18 protein-coding genes are annotated in these 21,556 nt (G+C 72.5%); 1 reads left to right on the top strand and 17 read right to left on the bottom strand.

Translation table 11 applies throughout. The features are described from left to right. Positions 1-48 precede the first annotated feature (48 nt). Positions 49-732, top strand: a complete 684-nt coding sequence (locus ACIA8R_RS16670; RefSeq protein WP_397039028.1) for a nucleotidyltransferase domain-containing protein — start codon at positions 49-51, stop codon at positions 730-732. Between the two features lie 160 nt (positions 733-892). On the opposite strand, the gene ACIA8R_RS16665 is transcribed toward ACIA8R_RS16670, so the two are convergent. The 17 genes from ACIA8R_RS16665 to rsmH all read right to left on the bottom strand — a co-directional run bounded on the left by ACIA8R_RS16665 (position 893) and on the right by rsmH (position 21,464). Further along, positions 893-2,746, bottom strand: a complete 1,854-nt coding sequence (locus ACIA8R_RS16665) for a hypothetical protein (RefSeq protein WP_397039027.1) — start codon at positions 2,744-2,746, stop codon at positions 893-895. A 41-nt stretch (positions 2,747-2,787) separates the two neighbouring features. Further along, positions 2,788-3,663: a DivIVA domain-containing protein gene (locus ACIA8R_RS16660; protein WP_357705392.1), complete on the bottom strand. Its 876-nt coding sequence runs from the start codon at positions 3,661-3,663 to the stop codon at positions 2,788-2,790. Between the two features lie 107 nt (positions 3,664-3,770). Further along, positions 3,771-4,064: a YggT family protein gene (locus ACIA8R_RS16655; protein WP_125630468.1), complete on the bottom strand. Its 294-nt coding sequence runs from the start codon at positions 4,062-4,064 to the stop codon at positions 3,771-3,773. Between the two features lie 80 nt (positions 4,065-4,144). Beyond that, complete coding sequence (locus ACIA8R_RS16650) at positions 4,145-4,645, bottom strand: cell division protein SepF (RefSeq protein ID WP_357705391.1); 501 nt, start codon at positions 4,643-4,645, stop codon at positions 4,145-4,147. 138 nt (positions 4,646-4,783) lie between these two features. Then, the gene (locus ACIA8R_RS16645; RefSeq protein ID WP_397039025.1) at positions 4,784-5,476 is read right to left on the bottom strand and encodes a YggS family pyridoxal phosphate-dependent enzyme; all 693 of its coding nucleotides are present in this window, start codon (positions 5,474-5,476) and stop codon (positions 4,784-4,786) included. Between the two features lie 151 nt (positions 5,477-5,627). Next, the gene (gene ftsZ, locus ACIA8R_RS16640; protein ID WP_357705389.1) at positions 5,628-7,136 is read right to left on the bottom strand and encodes a cell division protein FtsZ; all 1,509 of its coding nucleotides are present in this window, start codon (positions 7,134-7,136) and stop codon (positions 5,628-5,630) included. 335 nt (positions 7,137-7,471) lie between these two features. Next, complete coding sequence (locus ACIA8R_RS16635) at positions 7,472-8,134, bottom strand: FtsQ-type POTRA domain-containing protein (RefSeq protein WP_357705388.1); 663 nt, start codon at positions 8,132-8,134, stop codon at positions 7,472-7,474. Between the two features lie 72 nt (positions 8,135-8,206). Continuing rightward, entirely contained in the window at positions 8,207-9,604 is a 1,398-nt protein-coding gene (gene murC, locus ACIA8R_RS16630) for a UDP-N-acetylmuramate--L-alanine ligase (protein WP_397039023.1), read from the bottom strand. Then, positions 9,601-10,677, bottom strand: a complete 1,077-nt coding sequence (murG, locus tag ACIA8R_RS16625) for an undecaprenyldiphospho-muramoylpentapeptide beta-N-acetylglucosaminyltransferase (protein ID WP_357705386.1) — start codon at positions 10,675-10,677, stop codon at positions 9,601-9,603. The genes murC and murG overlap by 4 nt, the downstream gene beginning before the upstream one ends. Positions 10,678-10,689: 12 nt before the next feature. After that, positions 10,690-11,991, bottom strand: a complete 1,302-nt coding sequence (gene ftsW / locus ACIA8R_RS16620; RefSeq protein WP_397039021.1) for a putative lipid II flippase FtsW — start codon at positions 11,989-11,991, stop codon at positions 10,690-10,692. Beyond that, positions 11,981-13,351 carry a UDP-N-acetylmuramoyl-L-alanine--D-glutamate ligase gene (gene murD / locus ACIA8R_RS16615; RefSeq protein ID WP_397039020.1) on the bottom strand — a complete coding sequence of 457 codons (1,371 nt, stop codon included), beginning with the start codon at positions 13,349-13,351 and terminating at the stop codon, positions 11,981-11,983. The genes ftsW and murD overlap by 11 nt, the downstream gene beginning before the upstream one ends. Continuing rightward, complete coding sequence (mraY, locus tag ACIA8R_RS16610; protein WP_357705384.1) at positions 13,348-14,406, bottom strand: phospho-N-acetylmuramoyl-pentapeptide-transferase; 1,059 nt, start codon at positions 14,404-14,406, stop codon at positions 13,348-13,350. The genes murD and mraY overlap by 4 nt, the downstream gene beginning before the upstream one ends. Continuing rightward, on the bottom strand, positions 14,403-15,833 hold the full coding sequence (murF, locus tag ACIA8R_RS16605; RefSeq protein ID WP_397039018.1) for a UDP-N-acetylmuramoyl-tripeptide--D-alanyl-D-alanine ligase: 1,431 nt from the start codon (positions 15,831-15,833) through the stop codon (positions 14,403-14,405). Before murF ends, mraY begins: the two co-directional genes overlap by 4 nt. Continuing rightward, positions 15,830-17,362, bottom strand: a complete 1,533-nt coding sequence (locus ACIA8R_RS16600) for a UDP-N-acetylmuramoyl-L-alanyl-D-glutamate--2,6-diaminopimelate ligase (protein WP_397039241.1) — start codon at positions 17,360-17,362, stop codon at positions 15,830-15,832. The genes murF and ACIA8R_RS16600 overlap by 4 nt, the downstream gene beginning before the upstream one ends. Positions 17,363-17,402: 40 nt before the next feature. Further along, positions 17,403-20,021 (bottom strand): penicillin-binding transpeptidase domain-containing protein, encoded by a 2,619-nt coding sequence (locus tag ACIA8R_RS16595; protein WP_397039017.1) that lies wholly within the window; start codon positions 20,019-20,021, stop codon positions 17,403-17,405. Beyond that, complete coding sequence (locus ACIA8R_RS16590) at positions 20,018-20,509, bottom strand: hypothetical protein (RefSeq protein WP_357705380.1); 492 nt, start codon at positions 20,507-20,509, stop codon at positions 20,018-20,020. Before ACIA8R_RS16590 ends, ACIA8R_RS16595 begins: the two co-directional genes overlap by 4 nt. Continuing rightward, the gene (gene rsmH, locus ACIA8R_RS16585) at positions 20,499-21,464 is read right to left on the bottom strand and encodes a 16S rRNA (cytosine(1402)-N(4))-methyltransferase RsmH (protein WP_357705379.1); all 966 of its coding nucleotides are present in this window, start codon (positions 21,462-21,464) and stop codon (positions 20,499-20,501) included. Before rsmH ends, ACIA8R_RS16590 begins: the two co-directional genes overlap by 11 nt. Positions 21,465-21,556: the final 92 nt, after the last annotated feature.

Below are 21,556 nucleotides of genomic sequence, written 5' to 3'. Positions count from 1 at the left end.
ACGCGGGGGCCCTCCGGGCCTTCCTCTGAAACGGCGACAATCGGTCGTATGACGAGGATCGAGACCCCGTGGGGCCCTTGGGAGGCCCTGCCCCTGGACGAGGTCGTCGCGCTGATGCGCGGACTGGCCGCGCCCTGGTGGGTGGCCGGCGGCCACGCGCTGCAGCTGACCGCCGGACGCGCGTACCGCGAGCACGCGGACGTCGACATCGCCCTCCTGCGCCGCGACCAGCTCGCCGCCCGGCGCCTCCTGACCGGCTGGGACGTCCACGCCGCGATCACCCCCGGCACCCTCAGCCCCTGGCCCGTGGACGAACCGCTCCCCGGCTCCGCCCACGACATCTGGGTCCGCGAACACCCCGGCGGCCCCTGGCGTTTCCAGCTCATGCTCGACGAGTCCGCGGCAGACGAGTGGATCTACCGGCGCGACCCGCGCATCCACCGTCCCTTGACAGACCTGACCATCGGGCGGGACGGCTTCCGGTACGTCGTCCCGGAAGTGCAACTGCTCTACAAGTCCAAGGATCGCCGCCCGAAGGACGAGATCGACTTCGCCACCGTCCTGCCCCTACTGAACGACGCCCAACGTCACTGGCTGGCCACAGCCCTCCGAACCGACCACACCCTCCACCCCTGGCTCCCCCACCTACTCCCCCTGACCTCCGGGCGCCCTGACCAGGGGCCCCTCACCAGAGCCTCTGCCCCCTGGGCCCCTGACCTTCGGGGCTCCTAGCCTCCGGCTCCCCTGGTCTCGGGGGCCCCTGACCTCGCGGACGGCCCCTTCGCCAGTCACCCCCTACCCCGGTCGCCTGGAGAGCCTTCCGGGCCGGGAGCGGGGCCGGGGCCGGGGCCGGGAGCGGGGCCGGGGCCGGGGCCGGGGGCGGCGGAGTTCTTCAGTCGGTCGTCTCGCGGTCGTTCCGGCACACCGAGCAGCTGGTGAGACCGGCGGCCTCGGCCTCGGCGACCGTCATGGTCTCCACGCCCGTGTCCCCCGCGCCTCTGATCAGCGGGCAGGCGGTGCCGTGGTAGCGGCGCGTGCCGACGATGACCTTGACCGTCGCGGAACGCTCACCCGCTCGCGCGGGCCCGTCTCCGGAGCCGCCCTCCGGCGCCTCGCCCTTCTTGCCGGCGCCGGCCGAGCCGCCCTTCGCAGGGGCGGTGGGCGCCTTGGCGCCCTCCGCCTTCGGGGCCGCAGGGCCACCAGAAGAGGCCGGCGCAGCCCCAGAAAGCCGCTCGGACGCCCCAGCAGCCCCACCCGAGGGTTCCGGCTGAACGGGTAGCCCGGAGGCCGTCACGCGAGGCTGCGGAGCCGTGTCGGGATCCGAGGAATCGTCCTCATCGGCAGGCCGCGCGGCCGGTTCGGCGGGCTTAGCGGGCCGTGCGGGCGAATCGGCAGGCCGTGCAGTCCCGTCGGCGGGCCGTGCGGGTGAACCGGCGGGTCGTGCGGGCTGGTCGGTGGGCGACGGCCGGGCCGCCGTAGACGGCTTGCCCGGCGCGCTCTCGACCGACTTGCCCGAAGTCGCCGCATCGGCGCCCGTCCCGCCCGAAGTCGCCGCATCGGCGCCCGTCCCGCCCGAGGAAGCCGCACCGGCTCCCGGCTTGCCCGCCGACGCGGGCCGCTCGACGGACGCCGCAGCCGCGCCCTTGGACGCCGGCGCCGCACCCTTCGATGCCGGCGCCGCGCCCTTGGACGCCGGGACCGCGCCTTCGCCCTCGGCCGAAGCCGAACCCGAAGATCCCTTGGCGGGCCCAGACGCCTCCTTGGCCGGAGTCGAAGGGCTCTTGGCCGGGGCGGACGGGCTCTTCGACGAGGCGGGAGCGCTCTGAGCGGCGGCCGACGCCCCCTTGGCGTCGTCCTCGGAGGAGGAAGACCGCGTGGGCCGCTCGCGCTCCGACGGCGGCCGGAAGTACGAAGTCTGGATGTCCCCCTGCTCGTCATCGGCGTCAGGCGCGACAGCGGAGGAGGAAGAAGAGGGTTTGGCCTGGTCGCCCGCCTGCGCGGCGGCGGCCGGACGCCCGAACCACCCGGTGGTGCCCTCCTCGCGGGAGGCGGCGGGCTCCGGGGTGGGGGTGGAAGCCTTCGCGTCGGGCTTCGGCGGTGCGACCGGCGGGCGCAGGTCCCGGGTCTCCGCGGAGGCCTCGGCCCGGTTGTCCGCCACTTTGGAGGGGGTGGCGCCGGGGCCGGGCGTGACGACGGGCTCGGGGTCGGCGGCAGGCGGCAACTGCCGTCCGCCGAGCGCTGCGTCTGGAAGGCACGTCGTGCAGGGCGTGAAGCCCTCTTCACGTGCCTCCTCGTGGGTGAGCTCCTCGTGATCCCGTCCGGCCAGCTGGCGGCAGCCTGGCACGTGGTATCTCCTGCGGCCCGGGATCACCAGCACGATCGCGTCCGGCGAGATGCCGCTCGCCGCGGGGCGGCGAGGCGCGGAGGCCGGAACGGCGGTCCGCTGAGGCGTCTGCGGGTGCGGGTGGGGCTGTGGCCGCGGGTGCGGCTGGGGCCCGGCAGGACCGGTCTGGTTGTACGGCAGGCCAGGCGGCGGGAGCGGGGCCGGAGGGGTGGCCGGCGCAGCGGCCCGCCCACCACCGGGAAACAGCTCGTGACGCCGCAGCAGCGCCCCGATCACCAGGAACAGCGCGGACAGCACGCTGACCACGATGGACCACATGATCAGGAACGGCTTAGCCAGTACGAAGCCCGCGATCAGCAGCACGACCGCCGCGAGCACCAAACCAGCACTGATAAGGATCACAGGGGGCTCTTTCGAGTGACAGGTCCTAGTGACCCGTTACTTTACCGGCGGTCGTTGTGCGGGCCGTCGCTGCCGGGGAAGGCGCCCTGCGGAGCCTCGCCGCCGAACGGGTTGGGACCACCGGGAAGAGGCTGCTGGCCACCCTGGGGAACCGCATGCGACATGGCGGGAGCCTGCCCCTGCGGACCGGACATGACCGGGAACCCACCGCTGCCCTCGGCGGAGACGTTGAGCTCGGCGAGCTGGTTCTCCAGGTAGAGCTTGAGGCGACTGCGGTACTCGCGCTCGAAGCTGCGCAGTTCCTCGACCTTGCGCTCGAGCTCGTCGCGGGTCTGCACCAGCGAGCCCATCGCCTGGCGGTGGCGCTCCTGCGCGTCGCGCTCAAGCGTCTCGGCGCGGGCACGGGCGTCGCCGATGACCTGCTCGGCCTGGCGGCGGGCCTTGGTGAGGATCTCGTCGGCCTCACGGCGGGCGCGGGTCACCGTCTCGTCCGCCTCCCGGCGGGCGTCGGAGATCGCCTGGTCGGCGGTCTGCTGGGCGAGGGCCAGCACGCGGGCCGCGGTGTCCATGTTGTCCTCGGCGGGAGGCATGCTCATGGCCACGGGCTGCGGCTCGGGGGCTCGCATCGGCTGCGGCTCGGGGGCCCGCATGGGCTCCGGCTGCGGCGGCGCCATCATCTCCGGCTTGGGCTGCTCCTGGACGGGAGCGGAGGCCATGGGCATGCCCATGCCGCCCGGCACCTTCCCACGCAGGCACTCGGCCAGTTTGGCGCGTAGCTCCTCGTTCTCTTGGATCAGGCGGTCGAGCTCAGCCTCCACCTCGTCGAGGAAGGCATCGACCTCCTCCTCGTCGTAGCCCGGCCGCAGCCGGGTGGTACTGAACTGCTTGTTCCGCACATCAGCGGGCGTCAGCGGCATTTTTTGGTCTCCTTGGCGCGCTTGGAGTCTGTCCGGAGGGACGGTGAACCCGAATCACTTCAGCGCGGACACGAGTTGGATCACGACCGGCACCCCACCAGCCCGCCTCACCGGCCGCCCAGTGACCCAGCGATCTGGATCAAGATCAGGACGACGATGAAAAGGACAGTGAAGCTTAGGTCAAAGGCCACCGTACCCAACCGGAGCGGGGGAATGAAACGGCGGAGGAACTTGAGAGGCGGGTCGGTCGCGGTGTATGTCGCCTCCGCCAGCACCAGCACGACCCCGGAAGGCCGCCACTGCCGGGCGAACGCCTGTACCGTCTCAAAGATCATCCTGCCGATGAGCAGAACCAAATACAGAGACAGGACTACGACCAAGATCCCACTCACGATCTCCACGGCCCGGCCGCGCCTCCACTTCTGGTGTGCCCTCCCGGCCGCGCGTGGACCCGGTTGGGTGCGATGGACATACAGAGACTCTAACTCTGATTGAAGAACCCGCGTTCCGCGATTCGGGCCTTGTCCTCGGCGGTCACCTCGACATTGGCAGGGGACAACAGGAACACCTTGTTGGTAACACGTTCAATGCTTCCATGTAGCCCGAAGACCAGACCTGCCGCGAAATCCACGAGCCGCTTCGCGTCGCTGTCAACCATTTCGGTCAGATTCATGATGACCGGGGTGCCGTCGCGGAAGTGCTCTCCGATGGTTCGGGCCTCGTTGTAGGTCCGGGGATGGAGGGTCGTGATGCGCGCCAGGTCGGTCGTACGGCGCTCCAGGATCGTCGTGGCGGGCCTGGGCGCGGGGACCCCGGATTCGGCCTCCTCGTCGCGGTCCTGGACCGCCACGGGCCGTTCCTCGCCGGTCCGCTGGACATCGTCGTCGTAGGCGTACTCGTCGGTGTAGGTCTCGTACCTCTCGTAGCGGTCGTCCTCCACGAGACCGAGGTAGACCGCCATCTTGCGCATCGCGCCGGCCATCGCTAAGTCGTCCTCCTGCTCATGGTCGCACTCGCTCGGACCCGTCGCCGGGGCCGAGGCGGCAGCCGTACCCCCTTGGAGCTCACCGCGGATCGACCTCTACTTGATCATGGGCCTGAAGACCCACTTGAGGGGACATTACCTGACGAAGGGCCTGCGACGACCGAGCAACGCCGTACCGATCCGCACGTGTGTCGCACCGTACGCGACCGCTTCGTCGAGGTCCTGGCTCATGCCCGCGGAGACCATCGTGGCCCGCGGATGCTGCTCCTGGACGCGGGTGGCGACATCGCGCAGGACGGCGAAGGCCCGGGCGGGCTCCTCCCCCAGCGGGGCGACCGCCATGACGCCGCCCAGCCACACGCCCTCGGCCAGCGCCACCTCGTCGGCCAGCGCGAGCACGTCGGCGGGCCGGGCGCCGCCCCTGCTGGGGTCGTCGTCGAGCGCCACCTGGATCAGGCAGCCGACGTTGCGGCCCTGCCGCATGGACTCCTTGCTGATCGCCTCCAGCAGCCGGAGGCGGTCGAGCGAGTGGATCACGTCGGCGTACCCGACGACGGACCGCACCTTGTTGGTCTGGAGCTGGCCCACGAAGTGCCAGGTGAGCGGCAGGCCGGCCAGCTCGTGCGCCTTGGACGCGGCCTCCTGGTCACGGTTCTCGCCGACGTCGCGCACACCCAGCTCGCACAGGATGCGCACGTCGTCGGCCGGTCTGGTCTTGGTGACCGCGATCATGGTGACCTCGCCGCGGTCGCGGCCCACCGCGTGGCAGGCCTCGCCGATGCGGGTCTCGACCTCGGCGAGGCCGGCCGCGATCTCGTCCCTTCGCACGCCTGTCTCCCTCTCCCTGCCTCCATCGTCCCGCAGTTCGGCCTGTACGCCGTACGCCACGATGGCCCCCTTTCCGTGCCGCGGGTCGGTTCCCGGCACACACGACGGCGCCGCTCCCGTATGCCTGCGGGGAGCGGCGGTGGGTGGTGAGCTACTTGAGGAAGTCGGGGACGTCGAGCTCCTCCTCCTGCTCCTCGAAGATCACCCGAGGACGTTTGGGAGGCTCCGACATGCGGGAGGTGATGGGCGTGGGCGGATTGGCCGGTTCGGGCGTGGGCCTCGGGATCGAGACGGGGGCCTGCGGCTCGTCGTCGCCGAGTGCGGCGGCGACGGGCTCGGCGGGCTGGACCGGCTCCACCGGGCGCACGGGCTCCGGACGCGCCTCAAGGCGGGGCTCAGGACGCGGCTCCGGCCTGAACTCGCGCGGCTCGGGCCGCGCCTCCGGCCGGAACTCCTGCCGGGGCTCCGGCCTGAACTCCTGGCGCGGCTCGGGACGCGCCTCCGGCCTGGGCTCGGCGCGGAACTCCTGGCGGGGCTCCGACCGAAGCTCGGCACGCGGTTCGGGACGCGGCTCAGGACGCGGCGCGGGCGGCTCCGACTTCACACTGGGCGAGGCCGGGACGCCGGGCCGCAGGGCCGAGGAGGACACCGGCGCCGCGGGCTGCGCGGCCGGACGGGCCGCGGGCCTGGGCAGCGGCTTCTCCACCGGCGGCGGCACGTCGTCGAAGCCCGCCGCGATCACCGTGACCCGCACCTCGTCGCCGAGGGCGTCGTCGATGACCGTGCCGAAGATGATGTTGGCGTCGGGCGCGGCGGCCATCGACACGAGCTGGGCCGCCTCGTTGATCTCGAACAGGCCGAGGTCGGAGCCGCCCGCGATCGACAGCAGCACGCCGTGGGCGCCGTCGATGCTCGCCTCCAGCAGCGGGCTGGAGACCGCCATCTCGGCGGCGGCGACCGACCGGTCGTCGCCGCGCGCGTGGCCGATGCCCATGAGCGCCGAGCCCGCGCCCGACATGACCGACTTGACGTCGGCGAAGTCGAGGTTGATCAGGCCAGGCGTGGTGATCAGGTCGGTGATGCCCTGGACACCGGACAGCAGCACCTGGTCGGCCGCCTTGAACGCGTCGAGCACGCTCACCTGCCGGTCGGAGATCGACAGCAGACGGTCGTTGGGGATCACGATGAGGGTGTCGACCTCGTCGCGCAGTGTCTCTATGCCGGCCTCGGCCTGCGAGGCGCGACGCCGCCCCTCGAAGCTGAAGGGCCGGGTCACCACGCCGATCGTCAGCGCGCCGAGCGACCGGGCGATGTTGGCCACGACCGGCGCGCCGCCGGTGCCCGTGCCACCGCCCTCGCCGGCCGTGACGAAGACCATGTCGGCCCCCTTGAGGACCTCCTCGATCTCCTCACGGTGGTCTTCGGCCGCCTTGCGCCCCACGTCGGGGTTGGCTCCGGCGCCCAGTCCGCGCGTGAGCTCGCGGCCCACGTCGAGTTTCACATCGGCGTCACTCATCAGCAGCGCCTGGGCGTCGGTGTTTATGGCGATGAACTCGACGCCCTTGAGTCCCTCTTCGATCATCCGGTTGACGGCGTTCACTCCGCCGCCGCCGATGCCGACGACCTTGATGACCGCGAGGTAGTTCTGCGGTGCTGCCACGACGAGGGGCCTTTCCGCTCGTTGACTTGCCATTTCGGTGCGGATCGTCTCCGCTTTTTCTCAGTTTTCGTAACTCTCAACCTCAGGTTGAGATTTAGATTTATGTCAACCTGAGGATTGATACGGACAGTAGGAGTCCCCTACCAGGCGGGTCAACTAACCGCGCCGCAAGCGCGTCCGGCGTGTCGCGGGCTGTCCGATTCGCTCCGAAGTCGCGCCTGGTCGGGGCCTTCCTCTTCCGAAGGTCCGATCTACAGGCTCTCACGCCGCGACCCCCACCTCGCACAGGCACGCGATGCCCTTGCCACGGAGTTGCCAGACCCTGACACTCGTGATCACTTCAAGGTGACGACGTCGGGAGAGCTGACGTCGTACAGGGTGGCCTTGCGGCCCAGGAGCGAGACCAGGATGCGGCCTTTCTCCTCCGGCCTGTCGGCGCCGCCCCACAGGACGGTCCGGCCGTCGGACAGCTCCAGCGTCACGCCCTCGGCCGAGGCGGCGCGCACCTGCCGGACCTTGCCCGCCACCACCGGCGGCAGCGCCTGGACGACCTGAAGCGCCGCCATGGTGGCCGGATCGCCCGCCGCCGGCCGGTCGACCTTGAGCAACGGCAGCATGAACGGCAACGTGTCCTTGACCTCGATCACCACGCCCTGCTTGTCGACGACCGCGAACCGGCCGCCCGCGGGGATCGCGGCGACGGGCTCGCGCTCGACCACCTCGATCTTGAGCGTGCCGGGCCACACCCGGTCGACCTTCGCCGTGGCGAGCTGCCGGATGCCGAGCACCCGCGTCTGGACGTCGGCCAGGTCGACCGTGGCCAGCGGATGCAGGTCGGGCACGGCCGCCTGCTGCTTGATGTGCTCGCTGGTGACTGTGAGATTTCCCACGATCTCGATCGACCGCACGCCCAGCACCGGCGAGAAGAACACCAGCCAGGCGGCCGAGCCGACCACCCCGGCCGTCAACAGCACCAGGAACGCGTTACGCGCCTTCATCGCCCTCCTCGCACGCCGGCTACGAACGTACGCCACGGGCCGCCCGGCACCCGCCCGCCACGCCCGTACGGCTCAGGACAGGCGCGCCACGAGCTGCGGCCCGAGCTCGGTCACGTCGCCCGCGCCCATCGTGAGCACGATGTCGCCGGGACGCGCCCGCCCGGCCACCAGGTCGGGCACCGCCGCCCGGTCGGGGGCGTAGGCCACCCGCTCGGCCGGCAGCGGCACGCGCCCGGCCACCATCGCGCCGGACACGCCGGGCTCGGGATCCTCCCGCGCGCCGTAGACGTCGAGCACGATGACCTCGTCGGCCAGCGCGAGCGCGGCGCCGAAGTCGTCGGCGAAGAAGCGGGTGCGCGAGTAGAGGTGGGGCTGGAAGATCGCGATGACCCGGCCCGTGCCCGAGTAGGAGGCCACGACGTCGCGCGCGGCCCGCAGGTCGGCGGCCAGCTCGGTCGGGTGGTGGGCGTAGCTGTCGAACACCGCGACGCCGCCCGCCTCGCCCTTGGCCTCGAAGCGCCGCTTGGCCCCCGTGAAGGCCGCCAGGCCGTCTCTGATCTCCTCGAAGGCCAGCCCCAGCTCGTCGGCCACGGCGATGGCGGCGGTGGCGTTGAGGGCGTTGTGCGCCCCGGGGACGGCCAGGCGCACGTCTCCCCTGCCCTCGATGGAGAAGACCGTGCCGAAGCCGTCGGGCCGCACGCCGGTCACCCGGTAGTCGTCGCCGCTCTCCCCGTAGGTCCTGACCCGCAGCCCGCGCTCGCGCGCCCGCCCGGCCAGCTCGGCGGCCCCCGGGTCGTCGGCGCACAGGATGAGCAGCGAGCCCACCCGGTCGGCGAAGCGGGCGAAGCTGTCGTGCACCGCGCGCGGGTCGCCGTAGTTGTCGAGGTGGTCGGCCTCGACGTTGGTCACCACGGCGATGTCGGGGGCCAGCATGAGGAAGGAGCCGTCGCTCTCGTCGGCCTCGGCCACGAACACCCCGCCCGTGCCCTCGTCGGCGCCGAGCCCGGTGGTGACGAGCTGGCCGCCCACGCAGTAGGACGGCTCGGCGCCGCACTTCTGCAGCGCCACGGTCAGCATGGAGGTGGTCGTGGTCTTGCCGTGGGTGCCGGCGATGGCCACGCCGGTGCGGCCGGCCATCACCGAGGCCAGCGCGGCGGCCCGCGGGATGATCCGCAGGCCCTGCTTGAGCGCCTCGCCCAGCTCGGGGTTGGAGTCGCGGATGGCGGTGGAGACGACCACGGTGTCGACGTCGCGGATGTGGGAGGCGGCGTGCCCGATGTGCACGGTCGCGCCCAGCTCGCGCAGCTCGGTCACCAGCTCGGAGCTGCGCGCGTCGCTTCCGGTGACGCGGACGCCGCGCTTGAGCAGGATGCGGGCGATGCCCGACATGCCCGCCCCGCCGATGCCGATGAAGTGCACGCGGCCGAGCTCTTCGACGGCTACGGGATCGACCAGCTTGACGAGACTCATCGGGCTATCTCCAACACTTTCCTGGCAAGCATGATATCGGCGTCCTTGCGCCCCAGTCGGGAGGCGGCCTCCGACATGACGACGACCCGCTCGGGGTCGCGGAGGATGGGCAGCACGTTCTGGATGATCCAATCGGGTGACAGGTCGGAGTCGTCGACCATCAGGCCGCCGCCGCCCCGCACGACGCGCTCGGCGTTGACGGTCTGCTCGCCGTTGCCGTGGGGCAGCGGCACGTACGCGGCCGGCAGCCCCACGGCCGTCAGCTCGGCGCAGGTGAGCGCCCCGCTGCGGCACAGCGCGACGTCGGCGGCGGCATAGGCGAGGTCCATGCGGTCGACGTAGGGCAGCAGCACGTATTGAGGGTCGCCGGGCGGCGGCTCGTGCTCGACGGTGTTCTTCAGTCCGAGCACGTGGAGCACCTGGATGCCGGCCCCGCGCAGCACCGGCGCGGCGGCCAGCGCGGCCTCGTTGAGCGACCTGGCGCCCTGGGAGCCGCCGAACACCAGCAGCGTGGGCCGGTCGTTCTCCAGCCCGAACCAGGAGCGCGCCTTGTCGCCGGTGGACAGCCGGTCGAGCGTGACGATCTCGCGGCGCAGCGGGGTGCCGATGAACTCGGCCTTGGGCAGGGAGGCGTCGGGGAAGCCGGTGAAGACGTGGTCGGTCAGCCGGGCGCCCAGCCGGTTGGCCAGGCCGGGACGGGGGTTGGCCTCGTGGACGACGATCGGCAGGCCCTTGCGCTTGGCCGCCAGGTAGGCCGGCGTGGCGACGTAGCCGCCGAAGCCGACCAGGATGTCGGCGCCGACCCGGTCGAGCACGCCGGAGACGGCGTTGATCGCCCCGGCCAGCCGGCCCGGCACGGTCAGCAGGCTCGGGGTGATCGCCCTGGGCAGCGGCACGGCCGGCACCAGTTCGAGATCGTAGCCCCTGGCGGGCACGAGCCGCGTCTCCAGGCCGCGCTCGGTGCCCACGCAGGTGATGCCGACGCTCCGGTCAAGATGGCGCAGCGCGTCCGCAAGGGCGAGCGCGGGCTCGATGTGCCCGGCCGTCCCCCCACCGGCGAGGACCACCCTCATCTCGGTCACTCCCTAACGTCTCACTCGGCCTCTGGACGTACCCCCCAGGCCAAGCCAGCTTAGGCCCCGTGCGGCGGGTCCGGGGCCACGCGCGGCCAAGGCTTCGCGCGCGCCGGGCTCGCGTTTGGCGAACGACAGCAGGATGCCCAGCGCCGCGAGCGTGGGGAGCAGGGACGATCCGCCGTAGGAGACCAGCGGCAGCGGGATTCCGGTAATGGGCAGGACGCCGAGCACCGCGCCCATGTTGACGGTCGCCTGCCCGACGATCCAGGCCACCATGGCGGCCGCGGCCAGGCGTACGAAGCCGTCGTTGACCCGGACCGCCACCCGCAGCCCCGCGTAGCCGAGCAGGCCGAACAGCGCCACCACGATCAGCGTGCCCATCAGCCCCAGCTCCTCGCCGAGGATGGCGAAGATGAAGTCGCTCTCGCCGTGGGGCAGCCAGCTCCACTTCTGGCGGCTGCTGCCGAGCCCGAGCCCGAACCAGCCGCCCGAGCCCATCGCGATCTGCCCCTGGACGGCCTGGTAGCCGGCGCCCTGGGCGTCGGCCCACGGGTCGAGGAAGGCCCCGATGCGCTTCATCCGGTAGGGCTCGACCTTGATCATGATGACCGCGGCCAGCACCGCCAGCGCGAGGATGCCGCCGAACAGCTTGACCGGCGCCCCCACCACCCACAGCAGCGCCAGGAAGATCATGAAGAGCACGAGGGTGGTGCCGAGGTCGCGACCGAGCAGGACCATGACGACCAGGATCGCGGTGCCGGGCATGAGCGGGATCAGCATCTGCCGCCACTCGATCCGGCCCTGCCTGGCCCGTCTGGCCAGCAGGTCGGCCCCCCACAGCACGAGCGCCAGCTTGGCCGGCTCGGACGGCTGGAGGGTGAACGGGCCGAGGTAGATCCACCGCTGCGCGCCCAGCTCGGACTCGCCGATGAACAGCACCATGACCAGTGCCAGCACCGCCAGCGCCATGAGCGGGTAGCCCGCCCAGCGGAAGAACTTCGGCGGCAGGCGTGAGCAGGCGTACATCACCGGCACGCCGACGCCGGCCGACAGCGACTGCTTGATGAACCACGAGAACGGGTTGCCGGTCTTCTGCTGCGCCTCGATCGCGGAGGCCGACAGCACCATCATCAGCCCGAGCGCGAGCAGCAGCGCGCTGCACATGATGATCAGGTAGTAGGTCGTCAGGGGCTTGTCGAGCAGTTCCTTCAGCACGGCGCGCTGCTCGCGGAACCAGCTCGCCGGGCTCTCCTGCGCCTTGCCCTGACCCGCGGCCGGACGGGTGCCTGCGGTCCCGGTGCTACTGCTCACGCCGCCGCCTCAGCTCGTGGACGGCACGGGCGAAGGCCTCCCCTCGCGCCGGGTAGCCGGGGAACATGTCGAGTGAGGCGCCCGCGGGGGAGAGCAGCACGGTGTCCCCTGGCGAGGCCAGGCGCGCGGCTTCGGTGACGACGGTGTCCATCACACCAGTGTCTTGGCCCGGGATGTCCACGACGGGGACATTCGGCGCGTGTCGCGCGAGTGCTTCGGCGATCGCCGCGCGGTCGGCGCCCAGCAGCACCGCGCCGCGCAACCGGGGCGCGGCCCGCCGGACCAGGTCGTCGACGTCGGCGCCCTTGAGCTGACCGCCGGCCACCCACACGATCGACGGGTAGGCGCTCAGCGCGGCGGCGGCGGCGTGCGGGTTGGTGGCCTTGGAGTCGTCGACGTAGTCGACGTCGCCGACCCGGTCGACGTGGGACAGGCGGTGGGGGTCGGGCTTGAAGGCGCGCAGCCCCAGGCGTACGGCCTCCGACGGGACGCCGAGCGAGCGGGCCAGGGCGGCGGCGGCCAGGGCGTCGGCCACGTTGTGGGGGGCCAGGGGCCGGATGTCGGCCAGCGTGGCCAGCTCTTCGGCCGCCTCCACCGGGTCGTCCACGAACGCCCGGTCGACCAGCAGGTCCTCGACCACGCCGATCTGGCCACTGCGCGGCACCCGCAGCGTGAAGCCGACGGCGCCCTCGTAGGGCTCGGCCAGGCGGGCGCACTCGGGGTCGTCGGCGTTGTAGATCACGGTGCCGGCGCGTTCGTAGATGCGGCCTTTGGCGGCGGCGTACTCGGCCATCGAGCCGTGCCAGTCGAGGTGGTCGGGGGCGATGTTGAGGATCGCCGCCGCGTGCGGGGCCAGGGTGCTGGACCAGTGGAGCTGGAAGCTGGACAGCTCGACGGCCAGGGCGTCGTACGGCTCGGCGACGGCGCGTACGACCGGGACGCCCACGTTCCCCACGGCCAGGGCGTTGCGCCCGGCGGCCACCAGGATCGAGGTGAGCATGCGTACGGCGGTGGTCTTGCCGTTGGTGCCGGTCAGCGCGAGCCAGGGGGCCGCGTGCGGCGGGCGCAGCCGCCAGGCCAGCTCCACCTCCCCCACGACCTCGACGCCGGCGGCCAGCGCGGCGGCGATCAGCGGGTGGTGCGGCGCCCAGCCGGTGGTGACGAGCCTGGTCACGCCCTCGGGCAGGGCCATCTCGCCGAACCTGGTCTCGACCCCGGCCCTGGCCAGGGCGGCCGCGGCGGCGAGCTGCCGCTCGCCCTCCACGGCCTCCACGACCACGACCCGCTCGCCGCGCTCGGCCAGCACCTCGGCCACCGCGGTGCCGGAGACGCCGAGCCCGGCCACGCACGTGAAGGTCATGACTTGGGCATCCACTCGACGTAGAACAGCCCGAGCCCGAGCGCCGCGCAGAGCCCGGCGATCAGCCAGAACCGCACCACGATCGTGGTCTCGGCCCAGCCCTTCAGCTCGAAGTGGTGTTGCAGCGGCGCCATCCTGAACACCCGTTTACCGGTCATCTTGAAGAACCCGACCTGGATGATGACGGACGCCGTGATGATCACGCAGAGCCCGGCCAGGATGATCAGCAGGAGCTGCGTGCGGGTGGCGATGGCCAGCCCGGCCAGCACGCCGCCCAGGGCCAGCGAGCCGGTGTCGCCCATGAAGATCTTCGCCGGCGGCGCGTTCCACCACAGGAACCCGACCAGCGCCCCCAGCACGGCGGCGGCCACCACCGACAGGTCGAGTGGATCTCGCACCCAGTAGCAGTTGGGGCCGAGCTGGTCGATGCAGTTGTTGCGCAGCTGCCAGTTGCCGATCAGCACGTACGCGCCGAGCACGACGCCGGTCGCGCCGCTGGCCAGGCCGTCGAGGCCGTCGGTGAGGTTCACGGCGTTGGAGAATCCGACGATCATGAACAGCACCCAGATGGTGAAGCCGACGATGCCGATCGAGGGGCCGATGTCGCGCAGGAACGACAGCCGGGTCTCGGCGGGGGTGATGCCGTAGACGTTGGGCTGGCGGGTGATCAGCACGGCGAACACGGCGCCGACGACGAGCTGGCCGAGGGCCTTGGCGCCGCTGCGCAGGCCCAGGCTGCGCTGCTTGTAGATCTTGATGAAGTCGTCGAGGAACCCGACCGCGCCGAGGCCGGTCATCAGGAACAGCACGAGCATGCCCGACACCGTCGGCGGCGTGAGCGTGGCCAGATGGGAACCGCCGTAGGCCAGCAGCGCGGCCAGCACGAAGACGATGCCGCCCATGGTGGGGGTGCCCCGCTTGCCGAGGTGGGCCTGCACGCCCTCCTCGCGGATCTCCTGGCCGTAGCCGCGCCGGGAGAACAGCCTGATCGCCAAGGGGGTCCCCAGCATCGACAGGACCAGGCCCACCGCGCCGGCGATGACGATGTTGATCACTGAGCGGCACCTCCGAGAAGGAGCTCCGCCGTGCGTTCCAGGCCCATCGCGCGGGGGCCCTTGACGAGCACCGCGTCGCCGGGGCGCAGCAGGCCGGCCAGTGCGGCCGCCGCTGCCTCGGCGTCAGGGACGTGTACGATCCGGGTCATCTGGGGAGCATATGGCCCTCCGCCACCCGGCGGTCCCGCGGCGGCCGACACCGCCTCGTTCGCGCCCTCCAGCACCGGGCCCGCGTCCGGCCCGACGACGACCAGGCCCGTCAGGCCCGAACCGCCCGCCAGCCGCCCCAGCTCGGCGTTGAGCGCCGCGCTCTCGTCGCCCAGCTCGCGCAGGGCCGCGATGACCGCGTACCGCCGCCGCTCGCGTCCCATCACGCCGAACATGTCGAACGCGGCCCGCATCGAGTCGGGGTTGGCGTTGTAGGCGTCGTTGACCACCGTGACGCCGTCGGGGCGGTCGGTGACCTCCATCCGCCAGCGGCTGCGCGGCGTGGCCTCCGACAGCTCCTCGGCGATCGTGGCGACCGGCAGGCCCAGCTCGTAGGCCGCGGCGGCGGCGGCCAGGGCGTTCTCCACGGCGTGCGCGCCGTAGAGCTGGAGCGTGACCGGCGCGGCCCCGGACGGCGTGCGCAACAGGAACGACGCCCGCCCGCGCGCGTCGACCGTCTCCTCCTCGGCCCGGATGGCCGCGCCCTCGCCGCGCCCGAAGTACGTCACCCGCGCCTCGGTGCGCGAGGCCATCTCCGCCACCAGCGGGTCGTCGGCGTTGAGCACCGCCACGCCGGTGCGCGGCAGCGCCTCCACCAGCTCGCCCTTGGCCTTGGCGATGGCCTCCTTGCCGCCGAACACGCCGAGGTGCGCGGTGCCGACGTTGAGCACCACGCCGATCCTGGGCGGCGCGATGCGGGTGAGGTCCTTGATGTGGCCGATGTTGCGGGCGGCCAGTTCGAGCACCATGAACCGGGTGTCGACGTCGGCGCGCAGCACGGTCAGCGGATGCCCGAGCTCGTTGTTGAAGCTGCCCACCGGCGCGATGGTCGGCCCCATCCGGCCGGCCAGCCTGGCCAGCAGGTCCTTGGTGCTGGTCTTGCCGGCCGAGCCGGTCACGCCGATCACGGTGGCCTGGGGCAGCGCCGCGGTCTGCGCGGCGGCCAGCGCGGCCAGCGCGGCCGCGGCGTCGGGGACGATCACCGCCGGCGCGTCGACCGGCCTGGAGGCCAGGACGGCCACCGCTCCGGCCCGGATCGCCTGCGCGGCGTAGTCATGGCCGTCGACCCGCTCCCCGGCGAGGGCGACGAACAGCGATCCCGGTTCCACCGCGCGTGAGTCGATCACTACGGGCCCGCGCACCACGGCGCGGGGGTCTGCCATGCCCGACAGGGCGCCCGAGGTTATCTCGGCGATCCTGGCCAGAGGCAACGGGATCATCGGTGCTTCCTGCTTTCCTTGCGTGCGTCGATCGCTTCGGCGACCACTTCGCGGTCGTCGAACGGGATCACTTCGCCTGAGACGTACTGGCCCTGCTCGTGACCCTTGCCCGCCACGACGATCACGTCGCCGCGGCCGGCCCGGCCGACGGCCAGGTCGATCGCGGCCGCGCGGTCGGGCTCAATGATCACATGAGCGCGGTCGCGGGGCGGAACGCCGAGCGCTCCCTCCATCATCGCGGCCAGGATGGCGAGCGGATCCTCCGAGCGTGGGTTGTCGTTGGTGAAAATGGCCACATCGGCCAGCCGGGCGGCGATCTCGCCCATGAGCGGGCGTTTGCCGGTGTCGCGGTCGCCGCCGCAGCCGAGGACGATCGTCAGCGTGCCCGCGGTCACCTCCCGCAGCGAGCGCAGCACCGACTCCACGGCGCCCGGCTTGTGGGAGTAGTCGACGAGCGCCTGGAACTCCTCCTCGGCGGAGGTGATGCGCTGCATGCGCCCGGGCACCCCCGTGAGGGTCCCCACGCCGTGCACGGCGGTCTGGAGCGGCACCCCCGACTCCACCAGGCAGACGATCGCGCCGAGCGCGTTGGCGACGTTGAAGGGCCCCGGCAGCGAGATCTGCGCGTCGGCCTCGACCCCGCCGGGGCCGGCCACCCGGAACGCGCTGCCGTCGGCGCCGAGCCTGACCTCCAGCGCCCGCCACTCCGCCTCCGGGTCGCCGAGCGCCGAGAACGTGGTCATCGGCACCTTGGCCCGGTGCAGCAGCTCCCGGCCGTGCGGGTCGTCGATGTTGGTCACGCCGACGCGGCTCAGCTCGGGCTGGAACAGCCTGACCTTGGTGGCGAAGTAGTCCTCGAAGTCCTTGTGGAAGTCGAGGTGGTCCTGGGAGAGGTTGGTGAACAGCGCGACGTCGTAGAAGACGCCGTCGACCCGGCCGAGCGCCAGCGCGTGGCTGGAGACCTCCATGGTGGCCGCGGTGACCCCCTGCTCGCGCATCAGCGCGAACAGCGCGTGCAGCTGCGGGGCCTCGGGCGTGGTCAGGGTGGGCTCGAAGCCGATGTCTCCGGCGTGGATCTCGACGCCGCCGACCAGGCCCGTCGTGTGGCCCGCCGCCTTCAGCCCGGCCTCCAGCATGAACGTGGTGGTGGACTTGCCGCTGGTGCCGGTCACCCCGATCACCTGGACGTCGTGGGCCGGCTGGCCGTAGACCCAGGAGGAGACCTGCCCGAGCAGCGCGCGCGGATCGGGCACGATCAGCACCGGCAGGCCGGTGGCCACGGACGCCTCCCGCCCGGCCGGATCGGTGAGGACGGCCACGGCTCCGCGCGCCATCGCCTCGGCGGCGAAGGTCGCGCCGTGCACGCGGTTGCCCGGCAGCGCCACGTAGAGATCGCCGCGCTGCACGGCACGGGAATCGATGGTGACGCCGGTCAGGGCGGCGTGAGGCGACCTCGACGTGCCGGAATCGGCGTCGAGCATGGTCGCGAGCCCGGTCAGCGGACGGGGCGGGCTGGTCTTGGGACGCATAGACGACGGGGGACGCACGGCGAGAGCGTACCTTCCCTGCTCACTGTCCCGCGCGTGTACGCACCGGGGGCACGTCCGAGCCTGTGGGAGGAATCTTCCTGCTCTTGATGGCGAACGTCATCACATCCTTGAACACGGGGGCCGCGAGCTGGCCGCCGAAATGGCCGTTCTTGGGGTTCTGGAGCACCGAGAGCACCACCAGCCGGGGCGCGTCCGCGGGCGCGAACCCGACGAAGGAGGCCGTGTAGCCGTCGTAGCGGCCCAGCTCGGCGTCGTAGCGGTCGGCCGTGCCGGTCTTGCCCGCCACCCGGTAACCGGGGATGGCGGCCAGCGCGCCGGTGCCCTCGGCGCTCACCGCGGTCTCCAGCATGGTCGTGATCTCCTTGGCGGTCGTCTCGCTCACCACTCTGGTCTGCCTGCCCGCGGGAGCCGGGACGAACCTGCCGGTCGCGTCGGTGGTGCCGGCCACGATCTGCGGATCGACGCGTACGCCGCCGTTGGCGATGGTCTGGTAGACGCTGGCCGTCTGCAGGGCGGTCACCGACACGCCCTGGCCGTAGGCGACCGTGCAGCTCTGGCTGCCCGACCAGTTCTTGTAGTTGGGCAGCAGGCCCGCCTCGGCGTTCGGCACGCCGCCCGCCGGGGTCGTGCCGAACCCGAACGCCCTGAGCATCGTGTACAGGCGCTCGCTGCCGACCTTGCGGGCGGCCATGATCGTGGCCACGTTGCTGGACTGGGCCATGGCCTGCCGGAACGTCATCGCCTCGGGCTTGTGGGGGTGGGCGTCACGCAGCACCCGGTCGGCGCACTTGATGTTGTCGGGCACCTGGAACACCGTGTCGGGGGTGACCTCCTTGGCCTCCAGCGCGGCGGCGGCGGTGATCACCTTGTTGGTGCTGCCGGGCTCGAACACGTCGGCGGCGGCCTTGTTGACGTAGGAGGACGCGGGGGCCCTGCGCCAGTTGCCCAGGTCGAGCTCGGGCGCGTTGGCCATGGCGACGATCTGGGCGGTGCGCACGTCCATGACGATGACCGCGCCGCTGCTGGCGCCCGACTCGCGCACCTGGTCGGCGACCGACTTCTGGGCGGCCCACTGGATGTCGCGGTCGATGGTCAGCCGTACGTCCTGGCCGTTGACGGGCGCGGTGCGCTCGCTGCTGGTCATGGGGATGCGCAGGCCGTCGCGGCCCGTCTCGACGCGCTGCTTGCCGTCGCGGCCGGCCAGGATGCGGTTCTTGGCCTGTTCCATGCCGCCCAGGCCGTTGCCCTCGTCGCCGACGAAGCCGATGAGGCTGCCGGCCAGGTCGCCGGCCGGGTAGTCGCGGCGGTAGGTCTTCTTCGTGCTGAGGGCGGGCACGCGGGCCTGGAGCAGGCGCGTGGCCACGACCGGGTCGACGTCTCTGGCCAGGAGCTGGTAGCGGCTCTCGGTCCTGGACAGCTTGGCGGTCATCTCCTCCACGGTCTTGCCGAGCTGCCTGGCCAGGATCGTGGCCACGTTGGCGCGGACGTCCGCCGGGACCTTGGAGGGGTCGATGGACACCTCGCGGGCCTCCGACGTACGGGCCAGCGCGTTGCCGTTGACGTCGGTGATCGCGCCGCGCTTGGCGGGGATCTCCTCGACGTGCTGGCGCTGGCCGACCGCGGCGGCCTCGTAGACCTTGGAGTCGAGGCCCTGCATCTGGATCAGCCGCCCGGCGAAGATCGACAGGACGAACGTCATGCCGATGAGGCCGATGTTGATGCGCCTGCGCGGGCTGCCCAGGCGCAGAATCAGCGGGGGTCTCGGCGGGCGCGGCGGGGTGGGCGGGCGGCGCGGGCCCCTGGGGGGCGGCACGTCCGCGCCCCGGCGCAGCACGCCGTGCTCACGCCCCCGCGCCTGGTCCAGCCCGGACGTGCGGGGCTGGCCGGACGCGGAACCGCGCGTCCGGCCGGGCCTGGAGCCGCGCGACTGCTCCGGCCGGGAGCCGCCTGACTGATCGGACCGGGAGCCGCGTGGCTGGTCCGCTCCGGAGCCGCGGGCCTGGTCGGGGCCGGGGCCGTCGCCACGCCTGCGCGGCCGTTCCTGCGGCGTCCTGCCCCTGGCGCCCTCGTCCCGTTCCTGGGACGCGCGTCCGCGCGCCCGGTCGTTCTCCTCGCGCCCCTGGGGAGCGCGGCCACGCCGGCGGTCGTCGTCGCGGCTCTGGGGGGTGCGCCCGCGCGGGCGGTCGTCGTCGCGCCCCTGGGAGGCGGCGCGGCCACGGGAGCCGCCGGAGTCGTCGCGGGGTCGGCGGCGGGGGCCGTCGCCCGGGTCGCGGCGCGAGCGTGTGCCCTCGTCGTCGTCGCGGGGCCGCGCGCGGTCGCCGTCGTCGCGGCGCTGCCGGCCGCGGGAGCCGCCCGCGGAGTCGCGGCGGGCGCTGTCTCGCGCGTCGTCGCCGGGGTCCTGGGGCCGGCGCCCCCTCAGGTCGTCGTCGAACGGCAGGTCGAACGGGTCCGGAGGTCGCTTGCGCGGCGGGTCGTCCGGCGACGCCGGGCGGCCCGCCCCCTCAGAACGGGCAGAGCCTCCTCGCCCTGCCCGCCCCGGACCGCCCGGCGTACGACGAGCGGCGCCGGGCCCTCCAGGAGAGCCGGCGCCGCCTGCGCCGCGGCCGGGACCCTGTCCCCTGCCGCCTGAATCCCTCACCGCTCCGGGACCGCCGGGACACTCGGCTCGCCCTTGTCCCAGGGCCGCAGGTTCTTGTCCAGGTGGTAGCCCTGCGCCTCGGCGCGGTCCGCGAGGTTCTGGGGCTGCATCTTGCGCTCGTACTCCAGCCGGAGCGCTTCCTTCTCCTGCTGGGCAGCCGCGATCTCCTCGCGCAGCTTGGCGTCGGTGATGGCGTCGCGGTTGAGCATGATGTTGAGCAGCAGCAGGCTCACCAGCCCACCGCACATCAACCCGACGACGAGCAGCACGAACGGCGCCCGCTGCCGCTTGGTCGAGGGTCGCCGCGCGGCGGGACGACGCGCGGACGCGGCGGGCTCGCCGGGGCGCGCGGCGGCCGGCCGCCGGACGTCGGTGTCAGGACGCGGCCGCGGCTTGGTCTGGTGCGAGGCGCCCGGCCTGCGCGTGCCCGGCTTGGGCACGGCACGGCGGACGGGCGTGACCCGGCCGGTCTCCTGCTCAATCGTCAACGCGGATCCTCTCTGCCGCCCGTAGCCGGGCCGAGGCCGCCCGCGGATTGCGGGCGAGCTCTTCATCGCTGGGGAGCTCGGCTCCCCTCGTCAGCAGGCGGAACCTCGGCTGGTGTGCCGGTAGCGGAACAGGCAGCCCCGGCGGGCTGGTGTCCTTGGTTCGCGCCGTGAGGGCCTGCTTGGTGAGCCGGTCCTCAAGGGAGTGGTAGGAGAGCACGACGACCCGCCCACCCAGCACCAGCGCGTCGAGTGCCGCGGGCAGCGCCGCCTCCAGGGCGGACAGCTCCGCGTTGACCTCGATGCGCAGCGCCTGGAAAGTCCTCTTGGCGGGGTTGCCGCCGGTGCGCCTGGTCGCCGCGGGGATCGCGTCGCGCACGATGTCGGCGAGTCTCTTGGTGGAGGTGATGGGCTCCTTGGCGCGTTCCTTGACGATAAGCCCCGCGACCCTCGGCGCGAAACGTTCCTCGCCGTAGTCGCGCAGGATTCGTACCAGGTCAGCGCCCGGATAGGTGTTGACCACGCGCTCGGCCGTCAGCTCCTGCTCGGTGTCCATGCGCATGTCGAGCGGGGCGTCGTAGGAGTAGGCGAAGCCGCGCTCGGCCTCGTCGAGCTGCGGCGAGGAGACCCCGAGGTCGAACAGCACGCCGTCGAGGGCGGGACGCCCGGCGTCGGCGACGATCTGCGCCAGGTCGCCGGAGGAGGCGTGGACCAGCGTGGTGCGCCCGGCGTAGGGGGCGAGCCTGCGGGTGGAGAAGTCGATCGCGAACGGGTCGCGGTCGATCCCGATGAGGTGCAGCTTGGGGAAGGTGGCGAGCAGGGCCTCGGAGTGGCCGCCCAGCCCGAGGTTGGCGTCGACGACGACCGGCTCCGGCCCCGCCAGCGCCGGGCCCAGCAGTTCCAGCACGCGGTCGAGCATCACCGGAACGTGACCGCTCGTGCCTACGTTGTCGTCCATCTCCAACCCCCCTCTCGCGTCCTGCTCGCGGATGACGCGTATTCGGTCAATCGTCAGTCATTCCTGGGTCCCCACCCGGCGCCGTCCGGCCA

This window comes from Nonomuraea sp. NPDC051191 (assembly GCF_044455665.1).
Taxonomy (GTDB): domain Bacteria; phylum Actinomycetota; class Actinomycetes; order Streptosporangiales; family Streptosporangiaceae; genus Nonomuraea.
This window is presented reverse-complemented; position numbering and strand designations above follow the sequence as displayed.

Bases quoted from the DNA above. Each gene is read 5' to 3' on its own strand.
- ACIA8R_RS16670 (WP_397039028.1), top strand. From the start codon at position 49: ATGACGAGGATCGAGACCCCGTGGGGCCCTTGGGAGGCCCTGCCCCTG.
- ACIA8R_RS16660 (WP_357705392.1), bottom strand. From the start codon at position 3,663: ATGCCGCTGACGCCCGCTGATGTGCGGAACAAGCAGTTCAGTACCACC.
- ACIA8R_RS16650 (WP_357705391.1), bottom strand. From the start codon at position 4,645: ATGGCCGGCGCGATGCGCAAGATGGCGGTCTACCTCGGTCTCGTGGAG.
- ACIA8R_RS16635 (WP_357705388.1), bottom strand. From the start codon at position 8,134: ATGAAGGCGCGTAACGCGTTCCTGGTGCTGTTGACGGCCGGGGTGGTC.
- murC (WP_397039023.1), bottom strand. From the start codon at position 9,604: ATGAGTCTCGTCAAGCTGGTCGATCCCGTAGCCGTCGAAGAGCTCGGC.
- murG (WP_357705386.1), bottom strand. From the start codon at position 10,677: ATGAGGGTGGTCCTCGCCGGTGGGGGGACGGCCGGGCACATCGAGCCC.
- murD (WP_397039020.1), bottom strand. From the start codon at position 13,351: ATGACCTTCACGTGCGTGGCCGGGCTCGGCGTCTCCGGCACCGCGGTG.
- murF (WP_397039018.1), bottom strand. From the start codon at position 15,833: ATGATCCCGTTGCCTCTGGCCAGGATCGCCGAGATAACCTCGGGCGCC.
- ACIA8R_RS16600 (WP_397039241.1), bottom strand. From the start codon at position 17,362: ATGCGTCCCAAGACCAGCCCGCCCCGTCCGCTGACCGGGCTCGCGACC.
- rsmH (WP_357705379.1), bottom strand. From the start codon at position 21,464: ATGGACGACAACGTAGGCACGAGCGGTCACGTTCCGGTGATGCTCGAC.